This is a genomic window from Nocardia niigatensis NBRC 100131 (assembly GCF_000308655.1).
GTDB lineage: Bacteria > Actinomycetota > Actinomycetes > Mycobacteriales > Mycobacteriaceae > Nocardia > Nocardia niigatensis.
In genome coordinates this window covers 15079-34668 of sequence record NZ_BAGC01000001.1, presented here as the reverse complement: position 1 = coordinate 34668, position 19590 = coordinate 15079, and the positions used below count along the sequence as shown (strand labels likewise).

At 68.9% G+C, this 19590-nt stretch carries 19 protein-coding genes; 12 read left to right on the top strand and 7 right to left on the bottom strand.

What is annotated here, in order from left to right; genetic code table 11:
- Window positions 1-218: 218 nt before the first annotated feature.
- Both htpG and ON33_RS00135 read right to left on the bottom strand, forming a co-directional pair.
- On the bottom strand, window positions 219-2174 hold the full coding sequence (htpG, locus tag ON33_RS00140) for a molecular chaperone HtpG (protein ID WP_040853511.1): 1956 nt from the start codon (window positions 2172-2174) through the stop codon (window positions 219-221).
- Window positions 2171-3850: a TM0106 family RecB-like putative nuclease gene (locus ON33_RS00135; RefSeq protein WP_083868486.1), complete on the bottom strand. Its 1680-nt coding sequence runs from the start codon at window positions 3848-3850 to the stop codon at window positions 2171-2173. The genes htpG and ON33_RS00135 overlap by 4 nt, the downstream gene beginning before the upstream one ends.
- Before the next feature lie 147 nt (window positions 3851-3997).
- Here ON33_RS00135 and ON33_RS00130 point away from each other — a divergent pair, with 147 nt between their 5' ends.
- The 6 genes from ON33_RS00130 to ON33_RS00105 all read left to right on the top strand — a co-directional run bounded on the left by ON33_RS00130 (window position 3998) and on the right by ON33_RS00105 (window position 7922).
- Complete coding sequence (locus ON33_RS00130) at window positions 3998-4636, top strand: DUF6474 family protein (RefSeq protein ID WP_040853509.1); 639 nt, start codon at window positions 3998-4000, stop codon at window positions 4634-4636.
- 7 nt (window positions 4637-4643) lie between these two features.
- The gene (locus ON33_RS40450) at window positions 4644-5144 is read left to right on the top strand and encodes a hypothetical protein (RefSeq protein WP_157184346.1); all 501 of its coding nucleotides are present in this window, start codon (window positions 4644-4646) and stop codon (window positions 5142-5144) included.
- 49 nt (window positions 5145-5193) lie between these two features.
- The gene (locus tag ON33_RS00120) at window positions 5194-5847 is read left to right on the top strand and encodes a YcnI family copper-binding membrane protein (RefSeq protein WP_040853507.1); all 654 of its coding nucleotides are present in this window, start codon (window positions 5194-5196) and stop codon (window positions 5845-5847) included.
- Window positions 5844-6377, top strand: coding sequence for a copper resistance CopC family protein (locus tag ON33_RS00115; protein ID WP_040853505.1), 534 nt, complete (start codon window positions 5844-5846; stop codon window positions 6375-6377). The genes ON33_RS00120 and ON33_RS00115 overlap by 4 nt, the downstream gene beginning before the upstream one ends.
- Window positions 6374-7342 (top strand): CopD family protein, encoded by a 969-nt coding sequence (locus ON33_RS00110; RefSeq protein WP_051151470.1) that lies wholly within the window; start codon window positions 6374-6376, stop codon window positions 7340-7342. Before ON33_RS00115 ends, ON33_RS00110 begins: the two co-directional genes overlap by 4 nt.
- Before the next feature lie 118 nt (window positions 7343-7460).
- The gene (locus ON33_RS00105) at window positions 7461-7922 is read left to right on the top strand and encodes an SRPBCC family protein (protein WP_040853503.1); all 462 of its coding nucleotides are present in this window, start codon (window positions 7461-7463) and stop codon (window positions 7920-7922) included.
- Here the strand turns inward: ON33_RS00105 and ON33_RS00100 are convergent, their stop codons facing one another.
- Window positions 7923-10142, bottom strand: coding sequence for a serine/threonine-protein kinase (locus tag ON33_RS00100; protein ID WP_083868485.1), 2220 nt, complete (start codon window positions 10140-10142; stop codon window positions 7923-7925). It abuts the gene before it with no gap.
- 162 nt (window positions 10143-10304) lie between these two features.
- Here ON33_RS00100 and ON33_RS00095 point away from each other — a divergent pair, with 162 nt between their 5' ends.
- A complete protein-coding gene (locus ON33_RS00095) occupies window positions 10305-10811 on the top strand; it encodes a nitroreductase/quinone reductase family protein (protein WP_040853501.1) in 507 nt (168 codons plus the stop codon).
- 5 nt (window positions 10812-10816) lie between these two features.
- On the top strand, window positions 10817-11326 hold the full coding sequence (rraA, locus tag ON33_RS00090; protein WP_245550237.1) for a ribonuclease E activity regulator RraA: 510 nt from the start codon (window positions 10817-10819) through the stop codon (window positions 11324-11326).
- Between the two features lie 73 nt (window positions 11327-11399).
- Here the strand turns inward: rraA and ON33_RS00085 are convergent, their stop codons facing one another.
- Window positions 11400-11621, bottom strand: a complete 222-nt coding sequence (locus ON33_RS00085; protein ID WP_040853499.1) for an RNA-binding S4 domain-containing protein — start codon at window positions 11619-11621, stop codon at window positions 11400-11402.
- Window positions 11622-11751: 130 nt separating this feature from the next.
- On the opposite strand from ON33_RS00085, the gene lysX reads away from it, so the two are divergent.
- From lysX to ON33_RS00065, 4 genes are all read left to right on the top strand, one after another.
- On the top strand, window positions 11752-15096 hold the full coding sequence (gene lysX / locus ON33_RS00080) for a bifunctional lysylphosphatidylglycerol synthetase/lysine--tRNA ligase LysX (RefSeq protein ID WP_040853612.1): 3345 nt from the start codon (window positions 11752-11754) through the stop codon (window positions 15094-15096).
- 177 nt (window positions 15097-15273) lie between these two features.
- A complete protein-coding gene (locus ON33_RS00075; RefSeq protein ID WP_157184345.1) occupies window positions 15274-15471 on the top strand; it encodes a hypothetical protein in 198 nt (65 codons plus the stop codon).
- A 51-nt stretch (window positions 15472-15522) separates the two neighbouring features.
- A complete protein-coding gene (locus ON33_RS00070; protein WP_040853494.1) occupies window positions 15523-16140 on the top strand; it encodes a histidine phosphatase family protein in 618 nt (205 codons plus the stop codon).
- Between the two features lie 124 nt (window positions 16141-16264).
- Window positions 16265-16603, top strand: a complete 339-nt coding sequence (locus ON33_RS00065; RefSeq protein ID WP_040853493.1) for a hypothetical protein — start codon at window positions 16265-16267, stop codon at window positions 16601-16603.
- Window positions 16604-16710: 107 nt separating this feature from the next.
- Here ON33_RS00065 and ON33_RS00060 read toward each other — a convergent pair whose 3' ends face one another.
- From ON33_RS00060 to ON33_RS00050, 3 genes are all read right to left on the bottom strand, one after another.
- Entirely contained in the window at window positions 16711-17562 is an 852-nt protein-coding gene (locus tag ON33_RS00060; protein WP_245550236.1) for a cutinase family protein, read from the bottom strand.
- A gap of 313 nt (window positions 17563-17875) precedes the next feature.
- Entirely contained in the window at window positions 17876-18892 is a 1017-nt protein-coding gene (locus ON33_RS00055) for an alpha/beta hydrolase (RefSeq protein ID WP_040853491.1), read from the bottom strand.
- 42 nt (window positions 18893-18934) lie between these two features.
- Complete coding sequence (locus tag ON33_RS00050) at window positions 18935-19579, bottom strand: hypothetical protein (protein ID WP_245550235.1); 645 nt, start codon at window positions 19577-19579, stop codon at window positions 18935-18937.
- Between the last annotated feature and the right edge of the window lie 11 nt (window positions 19580-19590).

The following is a 19590-nucleotide window of genomic DNA, read 5'->3' as shown; positions in this document are numbered from 1 at the left end:
GACGCCCGCACACTGTTCCGCGCGAGCATGTTGAACACGAACACGAACACGAAAACTTACGACCAAGACGTACAACGTACGCGCTCGCGCCGGGTTCCCGAAATCATCAGAAGATGCAGATCGTCACACTTACCCCAAAAGGGGCATGACCAATTCCCGCTTGCTATAGGTCGGGCTCCTGCGGAAACACCGCAGGAGCCCGATCCGAGTGCGAAACGTCAGAGCGTACGGGTGAGGCGATCCGCGAGGATGCGGGCGAAGTGCGCCGGATCCTTCAGCTCGCCGCCCTCGGCGAGAACCGCGGTGCCGTAGAGCAATTCGGCGGTCTCGGTCAGCTCCGCCGGCTTCTCCGCATCACCGGGCGCGGCCGCGAACGCGTCCCGCAGACCCGCGACCAGCGGATGCGCCGGGTTCAGCTCGAGGATGCGCTTGCTGTGCGGCAGCTCCTGCCCGGAGGCGCGATACATGCGTTCCAGCATCGGGGTGAAATCGAACACATCACCCACGATGCAGGCCGGCGAGGTGGTGAGCCGGTTGGTCAGGCGCACCTCCTTCACGTCGGCGTCCAGGGTCTGCTGCAGCCAGCCGAGCACGTCGGCGAAATCCTTCTCCTGCTGCTCGCGCAGCTGCTCGGAGGCCTTCTTCTCGTCCTCGGTCTCCAGATCGACCTCGCCCTTGGCGATCGAGACGATCGGCTTGCCCTCGAACTCGGTGACCGAGCCGACCCACATCTCGTCGACCGGATCGGTCAGCACCAGCACCTCGAGCCCTTTGGCCCGGAACGCCTCCATGTGCGGGGAGTTCTCGATCTGCTGCCGGGTCTCGCCGGTCATGTAGTAGATGGCCGACTGCGTCTCCGGCATGCGCTCGACGTACTGCGCCAGCGAGGTCAGCTCGGAATCCGAGTGCGTCGACGCGAAAGACGAGACGCCCAGGATGGTTTCGCGATTGTCGTGGTCGGAGAGCAGGCCCTCCTTGAGGACCCGGCCGAACTCGCGCCAGAACTCCTGGTACTTGGCCTGATCCTCGGCGTTCTTCAGATCCTTGACCGTGGACAGCACCTTCTTCACCAGGCGCTTGCGGATCATCTGGATCTGCCGGTCCTGCTGCAGGATCTCGCGGGAGACATTGAGCGACAGGTCCTGCGCGTCCACCACGCCCTTCACGAAGCGCAGATACTCCGGCATCAGCTCTTCGCAGTTGTCCATGATGAACACCCGGCGCACATAGAGCTGCACGCCGCGCTTGTGCTCGCGGGTGAACAGGTCGAACGGCGCGTGTGAGGGAATGAACAGCAGCGCTTGATATTCGAAGGTGCCCTCGGCCCGCATGGGGATGATCTCCAGCGGATCGTCCCAGGCGTGCGCGACGTGCTTGTAGAACTCGGTGTACTCCTCGTCGGAGACCTCGCTGCGCGGGCGAGTCCACAGCGCCTTCTGGGAGTTCAGGGTCTGGGTCTCGACCAGGGTCTTCTCGGTCTGGTCCGCGCCCTCACCGTCCATGACGGTGCGCTCGACATCCATGCGGATGGGCCAGGCGATGAAGTCCGAGTACTTCTTGACGATTTCGCGGAGTTTCCACTCCTGCGTGTAGTCGAAGAGGTGATCGTCCTCATCGGCGGGCTTCAGGTGCAGCGACACCGTGGTGCCCTGCGGGGCGTCGTCCAGTTCCTCGATCGAGTAGGTAGAGCTGCCCGCCGCGGATTCCCAGCGGGTGCCGGTGTTCTCGCCCGCCTTGCGGGTGGTCAGGGTGACCTTGTCGGCCACCATGAAGGTCGAGTAGAAGCCGATGCCGAACTGGCCGATCAGCTCCTCGGCCTGCTGGTCACCGGCCTTGGCCTCCAGCAGCTGTTTGCGCAGCTGGGCGGTGCCGGACTTGGCGAGGGTGCCGATCAGGTCCACGACCTCGGCGCGGGACATGCCGATGCCATTGTCCCGGACGGTCAGTACGCGGTTCTCGCGATCGACTTCGAGCTCGATGTGCAGGTCGGAGGTGTCGGCGTGCAGGTCCTTGTCGCGGAAGGTCTCCAGGCGCAGTTTGTCCAGCGCGTCGGAGGCATTGGAGACCAGCTCCCGCAGAAAGGTGTCCTTGTTCGAATACACCGAGTGGATCATCAGCTCCAGGAGCTGATGGGTCTCGGCCTGAAACTCCAGGTGTTCGACGTGTTCGGTCACGACGCGATATTACGACGGCTGAAGTCGTCGATGGCCGGAACCTCGGCGTCGGCCCGGTCGGTCATCCAATCCCGCAGGACCTTGGTGGCCTGCACGTCGTCCTCGTTGTACTCGAGGATGCGGGTGCGCTGGGACAGGTCCGGGTCGCCGCCCTCGTAGGCGACGGCCAGGCGGTACCAGGCCATCGACGCCTCTCCCCCGGCCTCGGCGTCGCGCCAGTGGAAGCCCGCGACCGGCGCGATCTTCTTGAGCCCCTTGCCGTTCGGGCAGATGAACTGCTCCGACACCGCCTGGAACATGTCCACCCACTGCGGGCCGTCCACGAACCGCTGCACCTCCCGCTCGGTGGGGATGCCTGGACGACCGGCGAAGCGGCGCGCCGACTCGTAGAGCCACTTGTCCTCGGCGGTGCGCGAATAGCAGTAGGCGGCAAAGGATTTGCCGTCGGCGGCGGCCTGGGCGCGCACCTCCATCAGCCAGGTCCAGAACTCGGCGAAGGAGCGGCCCTCGTCCTCGGTGGGCAGCGGATCCCAGGTGACGAACGGGCGGTACACGCCGTCCAGCAGCGTGCCCCACAGGTAGGCGCCGTGCTCCTGGAAGCTCTCCAGGTCCACGTCCACCTCGACGTCGGCACGGGTCACCCGCACCCGGTCGACGCGGCGGACCAGGGGCGCGCCGGTGGCCCAGGCACGGGCGGTGACCACGGCCTCGATGAAGGGCTCGTACTGCCAATCGTCGGGATCGTCACCGTTCCAGGCGGCCAGGTCGTCGATGGTCTCGACGCCGTGGCGGCGCAGCACTTCCGCGCGCGAGCCCGGCGCCACCAGGCTCACGTCGCGGTGGTCGGACAGCCAGCGCTCACAGCTGCGCCCGCCCTCCTCGGGTGACCGGCTCCACCACGGGCACTGGCGGCATTCGGGGACTTTCGAAGGAACGGTGGGGAGTTCGCCGCGCACCACGGCGATGCGGTCGGCGTAGCGGAGGTCGTAGTCGCTCAGGACAGGGCCCAGATCATGGACCAGGACCCGGTCGAAGTGATAGCCGATGGCACCGCCGACCAGGGCGGGACTGGCCAGGCCGTGCCGCTGCAGCATGCGGTAGAGGTGGGCCAGGCGCTGCAGGTCGCGTGGCTGCGGCCGGGTGCGCACATGCCGGTCCGGCCGCGGATTCCATTGGTAGAGATCGCTGGTCGTCGGGTGGTAGTCGGCCGGGTCCGGTTGCCGCGGATCGGTCACCTTGTGGTTCACCACGATGACCGGGATGTATCCCCCGCGATCGCTGTCGCGCCAGAGGATTTCGCAGCCGCCGCGGCGGCCGGTGTCGAGTTCCTGCGGCAGCAGCCCGCCCCAGATCCGGTCCGCGCCCGCCGCCATGGCGGCCATGGTGGCCGCGGCGCGCTGCGGCGCGGGCTGCTTCGGATCGATGACCGTCCAGCGTTCGGGCGCGGCGGCGACCAGCGTGTCGCGCACGTGAGATCGGTGTGCCGCAGCGGCTTCCCGGCGCTGCTGCACACCCGCGTCCTCGGCGACCCCGGTCAGCACGCCGGGATGATTCGCATCCAGATGCAGCCGGTGCCGGCACCCGATCAGGGCCCGCGCGTCCAGAAACGCGGCCCGCTCGCCATGGTCACCGATGCCCGAATACACGCCAGCCAGTATGGCCTCAACCCCCGACATACCCGCGAACTGGCACCGAAACCGCAAGGCGCTCGCTGCGCGGCGAACCCACCCGTTAGGGTGATTCGCAAACTGTGTTTCATGGGCGGACAGGCATTTCCCCCGGCCCTGTGCTGCCATGGCGAACCAGCATGACGGAGGCCATCTATGGGGTTGTTCGGCAAGCGCAAGAAGCGGGTCAGCCGCCGGGCCGAGGCGAAAGCCCTCAAGCACAAGGCCGCTATGGAGGCCAAGCTCGGTGCGCGCAACGAGCGCAAGAAGAATCGGGCCGAGGCGCGTACGCAGCAGCAGGTAGCCAAGGCGGAGATCGCCAAGCTGCAGGCCGAGGAGAAGGCCGCGCAGAAGATGGCCGCCCGGGCGGAACGGGATCCGTTCAGCGCGGCCTCGATCCGCAAGTACCTGGGTGTGGCCCGGGTGCTGGTGCCGGTGCTGGCGCCGCTCGCCTACCGCGGCGCGACCTTCGTGCGCGGGCAGCTCGACGCCCGCCGCGCCCAGCAGCTGGGCATCGGGCTCGATCAGCTGGGCGAGTTCTCCGGCCCGGGCGCGAAGCTGCAGGCGCGCATCGCGGGCGTCGAGTCCACGCTGTCGGAGATCGAGGCCAAGAACTCCGACACCGAGACCAAGAAGTTCGTGACCGCCAGCCGGGAGCGGCTCGGCAGCCTGTCCTCGGCCGTGCGCACCGCCGCCCAGATGCCGGTGCAGCGCCGCCGCGCGGTGCACGCCTCCATCTCCAACGAGCTCTCCGGCATCGAGGCCGACGTGCTCGCCCGCCTCGGCGTGAACTGAGCCACCGATGAGCCCGGTGCGCGGAGGACTGGCAGGCGTCGCCATGGCGGCCCTGGCAGTCGGCGCGCACGGGTTCGCCGGCGGCGGCTATCCCGGTTCCTCGGGGCTCATGCTGCTGGTGCTGGCGGCGGCCGCCATCGGCGCGCTCGCCGGCGCACTGCGGCCCCCTGCCGTGCTGCCGATCCTCATGGTGGCCGGCCAGCCCGTCTGCCATCTCGCCCTCAGCGGCCTCGTCCAGCACGGACATGCCGCGGGGGCAATGGAATTCACCGCGCACGGGCCGATGCTGCTCGCGCACGCGGTGGCGGCGGTCGGCTGCGCGGGCCTGATCCTTCTCGCCGAGCGGCTCTACGGGCTGATCTCGCGTGCCGTCCGGGTGATCCTGACCCGGCCAGGCGGACTGCCGGCGCGGGCCGCGCACGCATGCCGCCCCGGGTCGGTGCCGACCCCGAAAACCCTTCTCGCACTGGGCGCCAGCGGACCGCGCGCGCCACCGGTTACGGCGTAACCCCCGTTCCTATCTGCCCGTAACCATTGTCAGAGAAGGCAATACACCCATGCACACCTCCCTTTCGCGCACCCTTTTCACCTCGGTGGCCGCGGCCGGCCTGCTGCTGTCCGGGGCGGGCATCGCCGCCGCGCACGTGGCCGTGGACGCCCCCGGCGCGAGCCAGGGCGGCTACGCCGTCGCCACCTTCCGGGTGCCGACCGAGTCCGACACCGCCTCCACCACCAAAGTCACCGTGGCGCTGCCGAATCTGAAGAGCGCGCGCACCGAGCCCCTCCCGGGCTGGACCTCCAAGGTCGAGAAGAACGCCCAGAGCGAGGCCGTATCGGTCACCTGGACCGCGGACCCGGGCAATCCCGGCGTGGCCCCCGGTCAGTTCCAGCGCTTCGCGCTCTCCGTGGGCCCGCTGCCCAAGCAGGAGAAAGTGAGCTTCAACGCCACCCAGACCTATAGCGACGGCAAGGTCGTCGAGTGGAACCAGCCGATGAACGCCGACGGCAGCGAGCCCGACCACCCGGCGCCGAGCCTCACCCTGGCCAAGGGCAACGGCGGCGACGACGATGCCCCGGCCGCCGCGGACTCCGACAAGAGCGACAAGGGCACCGACGACACCGCCCGCTGGCTCGGCGGCGCCGGCCTGGTGCTGGGCGCGCTGGGCGCGGCCCTCGGCCTGGGCAGCGTCATCCGGGGACGGCGGTCATGAGCCGCAAGCTGCTGGCCGGGCTGATCACCGGGCTCCTGGTCACCGGATTCGCACTGCTGGGCGGCGGTGTCGCCGATGCGCACTCGGCGCCCATCTCCTCCAGCCCGGACAACGGTGCGCAGATCGACAGCTCGCCGGCGTCGGTGAGCATCACCTTCAACGAGAGCCTGCAGCCCGCGTATCCGTCCATGACGGTCACCGGGCCGGACGGCAACCTGTGGTCGAAGGGCCAGCCGACGGTGGCGGGCCCGACCATCAGCATCGAGGTCGGTGAGCTGGGCCCGACCGGCGTGTACACGATCGCCTATCGGGTGACCTCCGCGGACGGCCACCCGGTCAGCGGCAAGCGGACGTTCACGCTGACCAAGGCGGGCACCGGAACTCCGGGACCCAAGTCCGGCTCCACCGCCAAGTCGGGTGGTTCCGACGGCGGCGTGCCGCTGTGGATCTTCATCGTGGGCGCGGTGGTGCTGTTCGGCGGCGGCCTGGCCTTCGCCCTGTTCGGCGGACGGGGCAAGCAGCGCAGGTGAATCGGCCCGACCGCACCGATCGTCGCCGGGAGCGCGGGACGACCGGCGGTAGCAGCTCACCGAGATGGCTGCTGGCGCTGGTCATCCCGATCACCCTGGCCGGGGCGGCGCTGGCCTGGGCCCTGGCCGCCGCGGACCCCGTGCAGGCCGAGGCCCCGGTCCGGGTCCTCGCCGACTGCGCGGGGGCGACGGTGCTGGGCCTGGCAGCGCTGCCGCGGCTCTCGGACCGGCTGACCCCGCCCTGGCGGCCGCTCACCCTGCTCGCCGCTCTGTGGGCCGCAATGGAATTCGCCATGCTGGTGCTGGAAGCCGCTGAGGTGCAAGGCATTCCGACGCGGCAGCTGAGCGCGGCGCAGTTCGGCGACTACCTCGCCCACGTGAGCGGCGGGCAGATCGGCATCGCACTGCTCATCGGCACCGGCGCGGTGGCGCTCTACAGCGCCTTCGGATTCCGGCAGCCCGATCGGGCCACCGGTGATCTGGTGCTGGTGTTCACCGCCGTCACGCTGGCGCTGCGCCCGATCACCGGGCACATGTCACAGCAGCCGCTGGGGTCGGTGCTGGCGGCGCTGCACGCGCTGGCGGCGGGCGGCTGGTTCGGCCTGCTGCTGGCGCTGGCGCTGACCGTGCGCACCCGCGGCGAGTGGGCGGTGCTGCTGCCGCGGTACTCGACGTGGGCGCTGCCGCTGGTGGTCACGGTGATGGTCACCGGGGTGATCAACGGGCTGGTGCGGATCGGCGGGGTGAGCCCGCTGGTCACCAGCGGGTACGGGCGGATCCTGCTGGCGAAGACGGTGCTGCTGGCGGTGCTGCTCGGGCTGGGCTGGTGGTGGCGGCGCGGCTGGGTGCCGAAGGTGGCCGATCACCGCATGACGGCGGACGGCTCACTGCGGCGCGCGATTGCCGAAGTGCTGGTGATGGCGCTAGTGTTCGGGCTGGCCGGTACGCTGGCCGTCACCGCCTGAGCGCGATCCGGGCGCCGCGTGATGTGCACCGCGGCCGAGGAATTCGGCTGCGCTGTGTCATAGATGGCATGCATCACAAGATCTGCGACAAAAACTAGAACACGTTACAGTTGCGCCCATGACCGAAGTCAAGATCGTCGCGGACTGCGCCGCCTCGGCCGAATCGGCCTTCGCCTACGTCAACGATTACCGGCACCTGCCGAAATTCATCAATGAGATCAGCGCCTTCACCCCGCTGACCGACCAGATCGAAGGCGTCGACGCCACCTTCGACGGCACCATCCAGCTGGGTCCGATCGCCCTGCACTCCACCATCAAGATCGTGCGGCATGAACCGGGCTACGCCATCGCCGTGAAGTCCATCAAGGGTTTCGAGATCGAATCCACCTTCCTCTTCCACGGCAAGGGCGAGGAGAGCTGCATCATCGACGCCATCGTCGACTACCGGGTCCCCGGCGGCATCGCGGGCAAGATCCTCGGCAAGACCATCGAACCGTTCGTGAAGCTCGCCGTGAAGAGCTCCACCCACAATCTGGTCACCCACGTCTCCGCGTTCCACACCACCCGCACGTCCGCCTGATCACCCGGGGTCGCCAGAGCCGCCGACCCCCGCGAAGGCCCGCAGATCGGCCTCCGTCTGCCGGAACAGCCAGTAGTCGCCGAGGAAACCGAGCACGCCCGCCACACAGAGGCCGTAGATCGGGAGCAGCACCAGCGACACCTCTTCCTCGTTGAGGAAGATCAGGCTGGAGATCACGCCGACCAGCGGAATCGCCACGGCCACCGCGAGATACCGGGTGCAGCGCCGGCTCAGCGCGCGCAACGCGTCCTGATCCCTGGCCGTCTCCCCGTGCCGCAGCAGCCGCGGATAGAAGCAGCGCACCACGAAGAACGTGACCACGAAGAACGGGTACGCCACCGCGATCGCGCCCGAAACCAGCAACGTCGCCACCAGATTCACGATCCGCCCCGGCGGCAGACCCGTGTAGACCACGAGAGCGATCGCCGACGCCGCGGCCGCCACCACCCACCAGGCGAAGGCCAGCAAGGCCACCCGGTCACCGTTCTTCAGGCTGTCCCGGCGCGCCAGCGACAACGCCGCCGAATCGTAACCGCGGCCCCGCCGCAGCCCGCGCCACACGATGAACGCCCGGCGGCACATGTAGTTGGTGACCGCGATGGCCGCGGGAGTCGCGATGAGCACCATGGCATTTCCGATCACCTGCAGCCGCGCCCGTTCCTCCGGCGTGAACCACACCGCGAACAGCGGATGATTGTGCAGGTTCGCGTAAGCCATGCCGAGCACGTCACCGACCAGGCTCGCCACCGTGATCAGGGCCAGCAGCGACCACGGACCCACCCGCGCCCGCCAGCTGCCCGGCGGCGGATCCACCAGATCCCGGGCCCGCTCGTCCAGGCACAGGTCCAGCTGCTGGGCCAGGGCGGCGCCGGTGGGCCAGCGGTCCTCACGGTCGGGCGCAAGGCATTTCAGCAGCACCCGGCGCAGCGTGGCCGGGCAGTCGGGCGGCAGCTCGTCCAGATGCCGGGGATCGATGGCGTGGCTGCGCAATCGCAGCATGCGCTCCAGCGAGGACTCCGAATCGCCCGCGCGGGTCTCGTCGTCGAAGGGACGGTGACCGGTGAGCAGCTCCCACAGCACCACCCCCAGCGCGTAGATGTCGCTGCGGCCGTCGAGCTGCTCGGCGGTCTGCGGCCGCTGTGGATGACAGGCCGCCAGCTGCTCCGGGGACATGTAGGCCAGCGAACCGCCGAAGTAGGCCAGTGGACTGGCGCCGGCCACGTGCTGGCTGAAACTGATATTGAAATCGGCCAGTTTCGGGCTGCCGTCCGCGGTGAGCAGCACATTCGCCGGCTTGATATCCCGGTGCAGCACCCCGTTCCCGGCCGCGTAGCCGAGCGCGCGGGCCAACCGGCTGCCCAGCCAGGCAACGGTCTCCGGCCAGCTGCGCCGCGGCAGGGCCGCGCGGGTGGCGGATTCGCCGGGCACCAGGCCGCCCTTGTCCCGCATGGCCGCGTCGACCGCCTCCAGCAGCAGGCCACCGTCCCGATCCGCCGGCTCGCGGGAACGCACCAGCGCCAGCACCTTCGACAGCGTGCCGCCCGGAAGATACTGCATATAGAGCAGTTTCAGCTCCCGGTCGGCCAGCAGCCGCTGATCGAAGACGCGCACGATGTGCTCGTGATCCAGCTGCGCCAGCGTTTCGGACTCGGTGCCGTGATTCTGCGAGATCTTCACCGCCACCAGCCGCTGCATCGACCGCTGCCGGGCCAGGAAGACCCGCGCGAAGGCGCCGCTGCCCAGCTCCACCAGCAGATCGAAATCGTCCACCCGGTCGCCGACCTCGATGCCCTCCAGCGCGTGCTGGGCCTGCGGCCGGGCGATGAGAGTGCTGCGGTAGTCGCGCTCGGCCCACTCGGTGGCGGCCGCCTCGGTCGGATAGCAGCTGATGTCCACGGCGAGCCCGGACCGCCGCAGCGCGTGGAATTCCTCGTAGGCCAGGTCCGGAGGCAGTGGCCCGGACCGCAGTTCGTCGAACTCGAGGCGGTACTCGGCGAGACGCTTGGGAAAGTCGTAGCGGATCCAGCGGTACTCCAGATCCACCTTGATCAGCTCGATCAACGCCACCCGGCGCAGCTGCGGGGCGCGCGGCAGGAATTCGGCCAGGTCCGGCGGCGCCCCGGCGGCCTCCCAGGCGGCCTGGAAGCCGGCGAGCACGGACGCCAGCAGGGCGCGGGTCTCGTCGACGGCACCCGAGTCGATCGCGGGTTCCACGTTCATGCCTCTCCCGACCCGGATCATCGGGTGCGGCAGTATGCGCCCGAGAATCCGACTGCACGGTTGATTCACTCTTGTGGATAGATCGTCAGGAAGCCGCAGAGCGCATCGCCGCTTCCTCCCGACGACACAACACGCCCGGTCGCGGGCCACTAGAGTCGCGGTATGAGTGAGCAGTTTCCCGAGCGGATCTGGGGTTCCCGCACCAATCTGCTGTCCCGCCTGGCCAGTCCGTTCGCTGCCACCAAGTTCGGCTCGCTGGTGATCCGCAAACTGACCCCGCTGGACCGCAAGGTGCTCGAACGCACCGGCGGCAAGTACACGGTGCTCGGCCCGATCGGCGCGCCCGTCATCCTGCTCACCACCGTCGGCCGCAAATCCGGGGAGCCGCGCACCACGCCCCTGATCTACGTGCACGACGGCGACACGCTCTATGTGATCGGCTCCAACTTCGGGCAGGCCCACCACCCGGCCTGGACCGGGAATCTGCTCGCCGCCCCGGCCGCCGAGGTCGCCATCGCCGGGCAGCACATCCCGGTCACCGCCACCCTGGTCACCGACGAGGACCGCAAGCAGGCGATCTTCGAGCGCTTCGAGGAGACCACGCAGGCGTACACCGCCTACCGCAATCGCACCGCTCGCGACTTGCGCATTTTCGCCCTGACAAGATAGTCAGCGTGACCGAATCAGCCAGCAACACCTCAGCCGCACAGTCCATCGCCACCGCCGACCTAGCCGACGAGATCGGCCCCGAGATCCGCAGCTGCGACACCCAGTTCATCCAGTTCGGCGGCAACGAGGTCTTCGCCGGACGCATCGTGACCATCCGCACCTTCCAGGACAACCTGCTCGTCAAGCAGACCCTCGGCGAGCCCGGCGAAGGCCGCGTGCTCGTCGTGGACGGCGGCGCGAGCGTGCATACCGCACTGGTCGGCGACATCATCGCGGGCCGCGGCGTCGACAACGGCTGGGCCGGCGTCGTCGTCAACGGCGCGGTCCGGGACTCGGCGATCCTGCGCACCCTGCCCATCGGCATCAAGGCGCTGGGCACCAACCCGCGCAAGAGCACCCAGCTCGAAGGGAACGCCGAGAAGGATGTCGTCGTCGAATTCGGCGGCGTCAGCTTCGTCCCGGGTGACATGCTCTACAGCGACCACGACGGTGTCGTCGTCCGCAGCGAGAACTGAACCAACTCTCGGGAAGTTCTCAGCGGCTGAAGCCCGAAGCCCGACAACCCCGAGAATGGGAACCCGTGTGCCTTCAGCCGCTGGTGACCCGGACCTTGTGCCCGGCCAACGCCACCACGTCCCCGGCGTGCAGCTGCCGCCCACGGCGCAGCTCGACCTCGTCGTTGACACGAACCAGGCCCTGGGCGATCACCGTCTTGGCTTCCGAACCGGAATCGATGAGGTTCGCCAGCTTCAGGAACTGGCCGAGTCGAATGACATCGTCCTCGATCGGGACATCGACTGGATCCGACATGGGGTACATCCTCACCCGCGGCCGCCCCGACACCAAATGCCGCCCCCACCGCCGGCCGCCACGCAGTGGCCACGAGACACGAACCGGGTTCTGAGTGCACATGGGCAAGGGCAACATTCACACTGGTGCGGTGACTTCGACGCAGGACCGGCCGCCCCACGACTCCGACCAGAGACCGGAGCCGCGGTCGCCGGAGGTGCCGCACCGCGGGCACGGCCGGCTGCGCGAGGTGCCGCACCTCGCGGGCACCACACTCGGCGTCTTCTCGGTCCTCTGCTTCGCCTGGAGCATCTCGCCCGGGCTACGGTTCCTGACCTCGCACCTACGCCATTTCGTCGACACCTACTACTTCGACGCCCCCGACACCTCGCTGGTGTGGGCGCTGGTGGTGGGCCTGCTGGCCGGCGCCACCGCCAGCCGCAAACGCATCGCCTGGTGGCTGCTGGTCGGTTACATGGCGGCCTTCGCGCTCGCCAACGCCCTCGACTTCGCCGCCGAGGGCGACATCAACGCCCTGGTGGCCTTGATCATTCACGTCCTGGTCATCGGCGTGCTCATCGCCTCGTGGTCCGAGTTCTACACGCACGTGCAGCGCGGCGCGGTCTGGCGCGCGCTCGGCGTACTGGCCGGCGGGCTCGCGCTGGGCTGCCTGGTCGGCTGGGGACTGGTCGAGCTGTTCCCGGGCAGCCTGCCCGACAGCACCGAACGCGCGCTGTGGGCGGTGTCCCGGGTGACCGGCGCGATCCTGGTCTCCAACGAGGACTTCGACGGGCACCCGCCGCACCCGGTCAACCTGCTGCTCGGCCTGTTCGGCGCCATCGCGCTGCTGGCCGCCGTCATCACCCTGTTCCGGTCGCAACGCTCCTCCAACGCCCTGACCGGGCTGGACGAATCCGCGATCCGCGGGCTCATCGAACACTCCGACGTCGAGGACTCGCTCGGCTACTTCGCCACCCGCCGCGACAAGGCCGTCGTCTTCGCGCCCAGCGGCAAGGCCGCCGTCACCTACCGCGTCGAACTCGGCGTGTGCCTGGCCTCCGGCGACCCCATCGGGCAGAAGGAGTCCTGGGGCCACGCCATCGACGCCTGGCTACGGCTGGCCGACCAGTACGGGTGGGCCCCGGCGGTCATGGGCGCCAGCGAGATCGGCGCGACCGCCTACCGGCGGGCCGGGCTGTCCGCGCTGCGGCTCGGCGACGAGGCCATCCTCGAAACCCGCACCTTCTCCCTCGCCGGACCCGATATGAAACCGGTCCGCCAGGCCGCCAATCGTCTTGCCAAGCAAGGCATCACGGTGCGGGTGCGACGGCACCGGGAAGTGCCGCCCGAGGAGATGCAGGACGTCATGCGGCGCGCCAACTCCTGGCGCGACACCGAAACCGAACGCGGCTTCTCCATGGCGCTCGACCGGCTCGGCGACCCGCTCGACGGCGACTGCCTGCTGGTCGAGTCCGTCGCCCCCGACGGCCGGGTGCTCGGCATGCTGTCGTTCGTGCCGTGGGGCCGGACCGGCGTCTCCCTCGACCTCATGCGCCGCGACCGCACCGGCCCCAACGGGCTGATGGAACTGATGATCTCGCGGCTCGCCCTCACCTCCGAGCAGTACGGCATCACCCGGATCTCGTTGAACTTCGCGGTCTTCCGTGCGGTCTTCGAGGAGGGCGGCCGCATCGGCGCCGGCCCGGTGCTGCGGCTGTGGCGCGGCGTGCTCATGTTCTTCTCGCGCTGGTACCAGCTGGAGGCGCTCTACCGCTCCAATGTGAAGTACCAGCCCGAATGGGTGCCGCGCTTCTCGCTCTTCGAGGAACGCCGCCACCTGCTGCGGGTCGCCACCGCCAGCGCACTCGCCGAAGGCTTCCTGCCCCGCATCGGCCGCGAGCACGACGCCTCCGCGCACACCGGTCTGCGCCCCTCGGTGCCGCCCGCCATGACCGGCCTGCACGCCGACGGCAGCCCGCCGGACCTGCCGCCCGAAAAGCTCGAGGAGCACGGCCCGCGCCGCCCCGAGCAGGTGCGGGTGCGGATGGACAAGCTGGAGAAGCTCCAGGAGTCCGGCGTCGAGGCCTACCCGGTCGCCTACCCGCCCACCCACACGGTGTCCGCAGCGCGCGGCTGCCCGCAGGGCACCACCGTGCGAGTCTGCGGACGGCTCTTGCGGATTCGCGACTACGGCGGCGTCATCTTCGCCGTGCTGCGCGACTGGTCCGGCGACATCCAGCTGCTCATCGACCGCGGCCGGGTCGGCGCGGATCGCAGCGAATCGTTCACCGAATTCTTCGACCTCGGCGACCTGGTCGAGGTGAGCGGGCAGATCGGCCGCAGCCGCCGCGGCGAACTGTCCCTGCTCGCCCAGGACTGGCGGATGATCGGCAAATGCCTGCACCCGCTGCCGGACAAGTGGAAGGGCCTGTCCGACCCGGAGGCCCGGGTGCGGCAGCGCTACGTCGACATGGCCATCAATGCCGACATCCGCGAGGTGATGGCCAAACGCAGCGCGGTGGTGCGCTCGCTGCGGGACACCTTGCACGGCTGGGGATTCCTCGAAGTCGAGACTCCCGTCCTGCAGCAGGTGCACGGCGGCGCCAACGCCACCCCGTTCACCACCCACATCAACGCCTACGACCTCGACCTGTACCTGCGGATCGCCCCCGAGCTGTATCTCAAACGCCTGTGCGTGGGCGGCATGGAGAAGGTGTTCGAACTCGGCCGCGTCTTCCGCAACGAGGGCGTGGACTACAGCCACAACCCCGAGTTCACCATCCTGGAAGCCTATGAGGCGCACAGCGATTACGAACGCATGATGCACGCCTGCCGGCAGCTCATCCAGGAGGCCGCGCTGGCCGCCAACGGCCGGATGGTCGCGTTGCGGCCCGGCGCCGACGGCACCGTCACCGAGGTGGACATCTCCGGCGACTGGCCGGTCAAGACCGTACACGGGGCCGTCTCCGAGGCGATCGGCGAAACCATCACCCCCGATACCGACGAGGACCGGCTGCGGCTGCTCTGCGAGAAGGCGGGCGTGCCCTTCCAAGTGGGCTGGGACGCTGGGCAACTCGTGCTCGAGATGTACGAGCACCTGGTGGAATCGTCCACCGAGGAGCCCACCTTCTACATCGACTTCCCCACCTCCGTCTCCCCGCTCACCCGCGCGCACCGGCACATCCCGGGCGTCACCGAGCGCTGGGACCTGGTGGCCTGGGGCATCGAATTGGCCACCGCCTACAGCGAATTGACCGATCCGGTGGAACAGCGCCGCCGTCTCACCGAACAGTCCATGCTGGCCGCCGGCGGCGACCCGGAGGCCATGGAACTCGACGAGGACTTCCTGCAGGCCCTCGAACACGCCATGCCGCCCACCGGCGGCCTCGGCGTCGGCGTGGACCGGGTGGTCATGCTGCTGATCGGCCGCAGCATCCGCGAAACACTGCCGTTCCCGCTGGTGAAACCCCGGACAGCGCACAGCGAATCGCGGTAGGCGTGCCTCCGCATTCGCTCCCGCCGTGCGCGAGGCTGAGGACGGCCCCGCCGACAGCGCTCATGGGGACCAGGGAAAACCCTGATTCCCCGGGCCGGGTCGCCGGTTAATCTGGGATTCGGCCCGGGCGGGCCGACCGCCACACCGATTGGGGATTCCATGCACTACCTAGATCTGATGACCCAGACGACGCTGCTGGACCACCACGTGTGGACCCACCCGGACACCTGGAACGCCGCCCTCGAGAACACCGCCGCCCGCCGCAGCAGCAGCCGGCGGGGCACCAGCTTCTGGGGCTTCCTCGCGGTCTGCTGCATCGGCATCGTGGTGCTGGTGCTGGGCATCGTCTACCTGATGCGCCGCAAGAGCGACTAGCGCCCGGCACCCCCGCGGCGCGGTGCGGACCGGGTGCGGCAGAGTGGATGCGTGCAGTTGATCCTCGTCCGCCATGCCCAGCCGCAGCGAGTCCAGGCCGAATCCGGCCCCGCCGACCCGGATCTCACCGCGATCGGCCTGGAGCAAGCGGGCCGGGTCCCGGCCGCACTCACGCACCACCGCATCGCCCGCGTGGTCAGCAGCCCGCAGCTGCGGGCCCGCGAGACCGCCCGGCCCACCGCGGAGAAGCTCGGGCTCGACATCGAGGTGCTCGACGGGCTCGCGGAGTACGACCGCGAACTGCCGATGTACATCCCGATCGAGGACGCGCAGCGGGAGTTCCGGGAAACCTACGAGCGCATCAAATCCGGGCTCCTGCCCGAGCAGATCGACGGCGACGCCTTCATCGGGCGCGTGCGCGAGAGCATCGCGAGCATCGTGGCGGCCGCCGAACACACCGATACCGTGGTCGTGTTCGCGCACGGCGGCGTGATCAACGTGCTGCTGCAGGACGTGCTGGGCCTGGCCCGCCCGCTCACCTTCCCCATCGACTACTGCTCGATCACGCGAATCCTGTACTCGCGCACGGGCGGCCGCACCGCGGCCACCGTCAACGAGAACGGGCACGTCTGGGACCTGTTGCCGCGCATGCAGCGTCCGCGCGCCTGACCGCGAACCCGACGCTCAGCGGACTCCCAGCCCGATCCCACACCGTTCCAAGGGCCGGGGCCTTCGATGGGAACTCGTGAGCCGCTCCCTTCGCGGCGCACGATCCCGACAGAAAGGCATCACGATGTCCGCCACCACCAAGCCCCGCCGCCGCCTCGCCCTGCGCCTCGCCGCGGCCGGCGCCCTGGCCGCCATCCCGCTCGCCGTCGTCGCAATCCCTTCGAATGCCGCGACCCCCGATGACGGCAACGCCCCGGTCGTCGCCCAGCAGATCGACGACCACGGCCCCTGGGATCACGACCGCGATCACCACCGCCACGACCACGACGGCGACTGGAACGACGGAGACAACGGCTGGAACAACAACGGCTGGAACAACAACGACAACGGCGGCAACGGCTGGAACAACAACACCCCCGCCCCGGCCCCCTGGATGCCGCCCACCGGCTCCTTCGGCATGTAGCCCCGCCGACGACGATTCTCATCGGCCCGGAATCGAAAAGGCCGCTCCCAGTGTGGGAGCGGCCTTTTCGGTCTCGCGGGCCCGGATCATCGTCCGGGCCTTCGCGACTAGGCGTTGGTCACGATCCAGTTGTGCATCCAGGTCAGTGCGGTCTGACCGCCGCCGACCCCGTAGCTGCCGTAGCTGGTGTGCTTGCCGCTGCGGTAGAACTGCTCGAGCTGATGCGCGTACTCGCTGTCCGGACCGTCGGCCAGCTGGGCCTGCAGCGTCGGCAGACCGCCCTGCGCCATCAGGTCGTTGAGGATCGACCCGAGTTCGAGCTGGGTCTGCCACAGGTTGAAGTTGTTCGGATTCGACGACTGCGCCAGGAAACCCGCGAAGCGCGTGAGGAAGTCGGTCTCCTCGGTGGAGCAGTACAGGTCGCCGATGGCGCACACGGTGCGCACCTTGTCGCTGATCCAGCCGAAGCCGCCGACGCGCGCCCCGCCCGCACCCGCGCCGGGAGCGCTCGGGCCGACCTGGGCGTCGGTGGGCGAACGACGCGGATCGGAGATCAGCGCGACCGCCGCGATGCGGTCCGGTGGCACCACGCCGTGGCCGCTGCCGATCTCGGCGGCGAGATCGCCGGCCGCGTCGGCGCCCTGGCTGTAGCCGGTGATCGCGATCTTGGTGCCCGGGCAGCGAGCGCCCATGTCCTGCACCAGACCTCGGGCATTGTCGACGGCCTCCTTCTTGGAGGCGGCGTAGACGTCGCCCTCCCAGGGGAAGGCGGTGGCCGCGTAGGTCACGTAGTCGACCTCACCGGGCAAGCCGTTCGTCACCGCGGCCAGCATGCCGGGTTTGGGGTCCTTGTCGTGGCCGGTCTCCCAGGTGCCGGGCACGGCGACCGTGTACAGACTCGGGCAGCCCGCACCGGGGTCGGCCATCGCGGGACCGCTGCCCAGGACGACTCCAGACATGAGCACGCTCGCCGCTGCCCCTGCAGCGGCGACAACATTCTTCAACCGCATACTGCTCCAGTTCCCGCTTGTGCCGGGACAGGTTTCGCGTCCCGATTCCCGATCATGGTGCGGTCGCCGGATGACAGTCCGGTGCACTGTGGGTTAACCGACGTAACCGCCCCGTATGAGTTGATCGAAGCAGACTGCATCACGAGGTCGGCGACACACCGCCGCCAAGCATAAAGGGGGGTATTCGGCTATGCCAGGCGAGTCGGCGAAGACGTCCGATTTCCGGCCGAAAGTTGCACCGCCGGACAGGCTTCGGAGCTCGTCACTGCAATGCCGCCTCGAGCATCGGCCACGACCGATGCAGGGCGTCCTCCCAGTATCGCCAGGAATGCGTTCCGGCCGGGCGGAATTCGACCTGCGCGGGGATTCCCAACTGCCCGAGGCGGTCCGCGAGCTGATGCGTGCACGCGTTGGTCGCGGCCTCGATCACACCGCCCAGGATGATCTGATTGGCCAGCGCCGCCGGGCGTCCCGCGATCGACGGCGAGTCCAGCGTGTCCATGGGGCCGGGCAGGCCGGTCGAGCTGGAGATGAACAGCGCCTTCCCGCGCAGCGCCTCGGCATTGATCACCGCGTCGTGCCGCGCCCAGTCCGGGTCGCCGGCCGCACCCCACATATTGCGGGAATCGGCGTCACCGCGGTCCAGCACCATCTGGATGTACTTGCGGCTGTTGTCGTCCGCGGTGGAGGCGCAGCCGCTGTAGGCGGCGACGGCCCGGTACCGATCCGGTGCGAGTATCGCGAGATTCAACGCGGAGGTCGCGGACATGGAGACGCCGGCGATCGCGTTCGCGCCCGAGGTGCCCAGTACCCGATCGATGATCGGCGGCAGTTCGGCGGTCAGGAACGTCTCCCATTTCTGGCGGCCCAGACTCGGGTCATCCTGCTGCCAGTCGGTGTAATACGAGAATTTACCGCCGACCGGCGATACCACATTCACATTCTTGTCGGAGAAGAATTGCACGATATCGGTTTGCCGATACCAGGTGGCGGCGTCCTCGCCGCCACCCGCGCCATTCAGGAGATACAGGGTCGGCCGCGGCACGCTGTTGTCGAATGCCGTCAGGACCTGAAGCGGAATCACCCGGTCCATCGCGGCCGAATAGACCTTGATCTCTTCCTGCCGCTGCCCGGGCCGATCGATCGACACCAGATGGGGCCCAGCGGAATCCGGGGAATCCGCGGTGGCCGTACCGATGGCCGCCGGCGACAACGAGAGGGCCAGCGAGAACGCCAGGCCCGCGATCGCGGCGAGTGCCGGTGACTTACGCGTGCGCATCGGTGCGGTTGTTCCTATCGATCGAATCGGCCCGGCCGGAAATCAGCTGCCGATGTACTTGCGGATCGCGTCCGACAGGATCGTGCTGAGCGAACCGGTCGAGCTGAGCTGGCCGTCGGCCGAGCCGAGGCCGTTGTTGTTCAGGCTGCCCAGCGCGCTCTCCCCGACGGTGTTGGCGCGAGCGGTGAAGCACGCGGTCAGGTTGGGGAGCTCGTTGCTGACGCCGACGGTGCCGGCGACGCCGATGCCACCGCTGGTGACCTGCTGACCGGGCGAGAGGTTGGTCGGCACCGGGTAGGTGATGTCGAGGGTCACCGGGTTGCCGGAGTTCACGAACCAGCCCGTGCTGGTCACCTTCCAGCCGCCGCCGTTCGGCTCCGGGGTGACGTCCTCGGTGCGCTGGCCGCCGGCCAGGTGGTAGGCGGTGATGCTGGCCTTGACCGGCGTGCCGAAGCCCGACGGCGGGTAGTCGGTGATGGTGTTGACGTACGGGTTACCGATGCCCGTGGTGCCGACGACGACCTTGTAGGTGACCGTGGTGCCGACGCCGATCGAGTCGAGGTTGGCGCTCTTGTCGTAGGTCATGGTGATGCCGACGGTGCTGATGTCGTTCTTGGTGGCATGCGAGCTCAGGGCACAAGTCGAATCAGCGGACGCGACGCCGGTCTCCAGCGCGGTCATGCTCATACCCGCGAAAA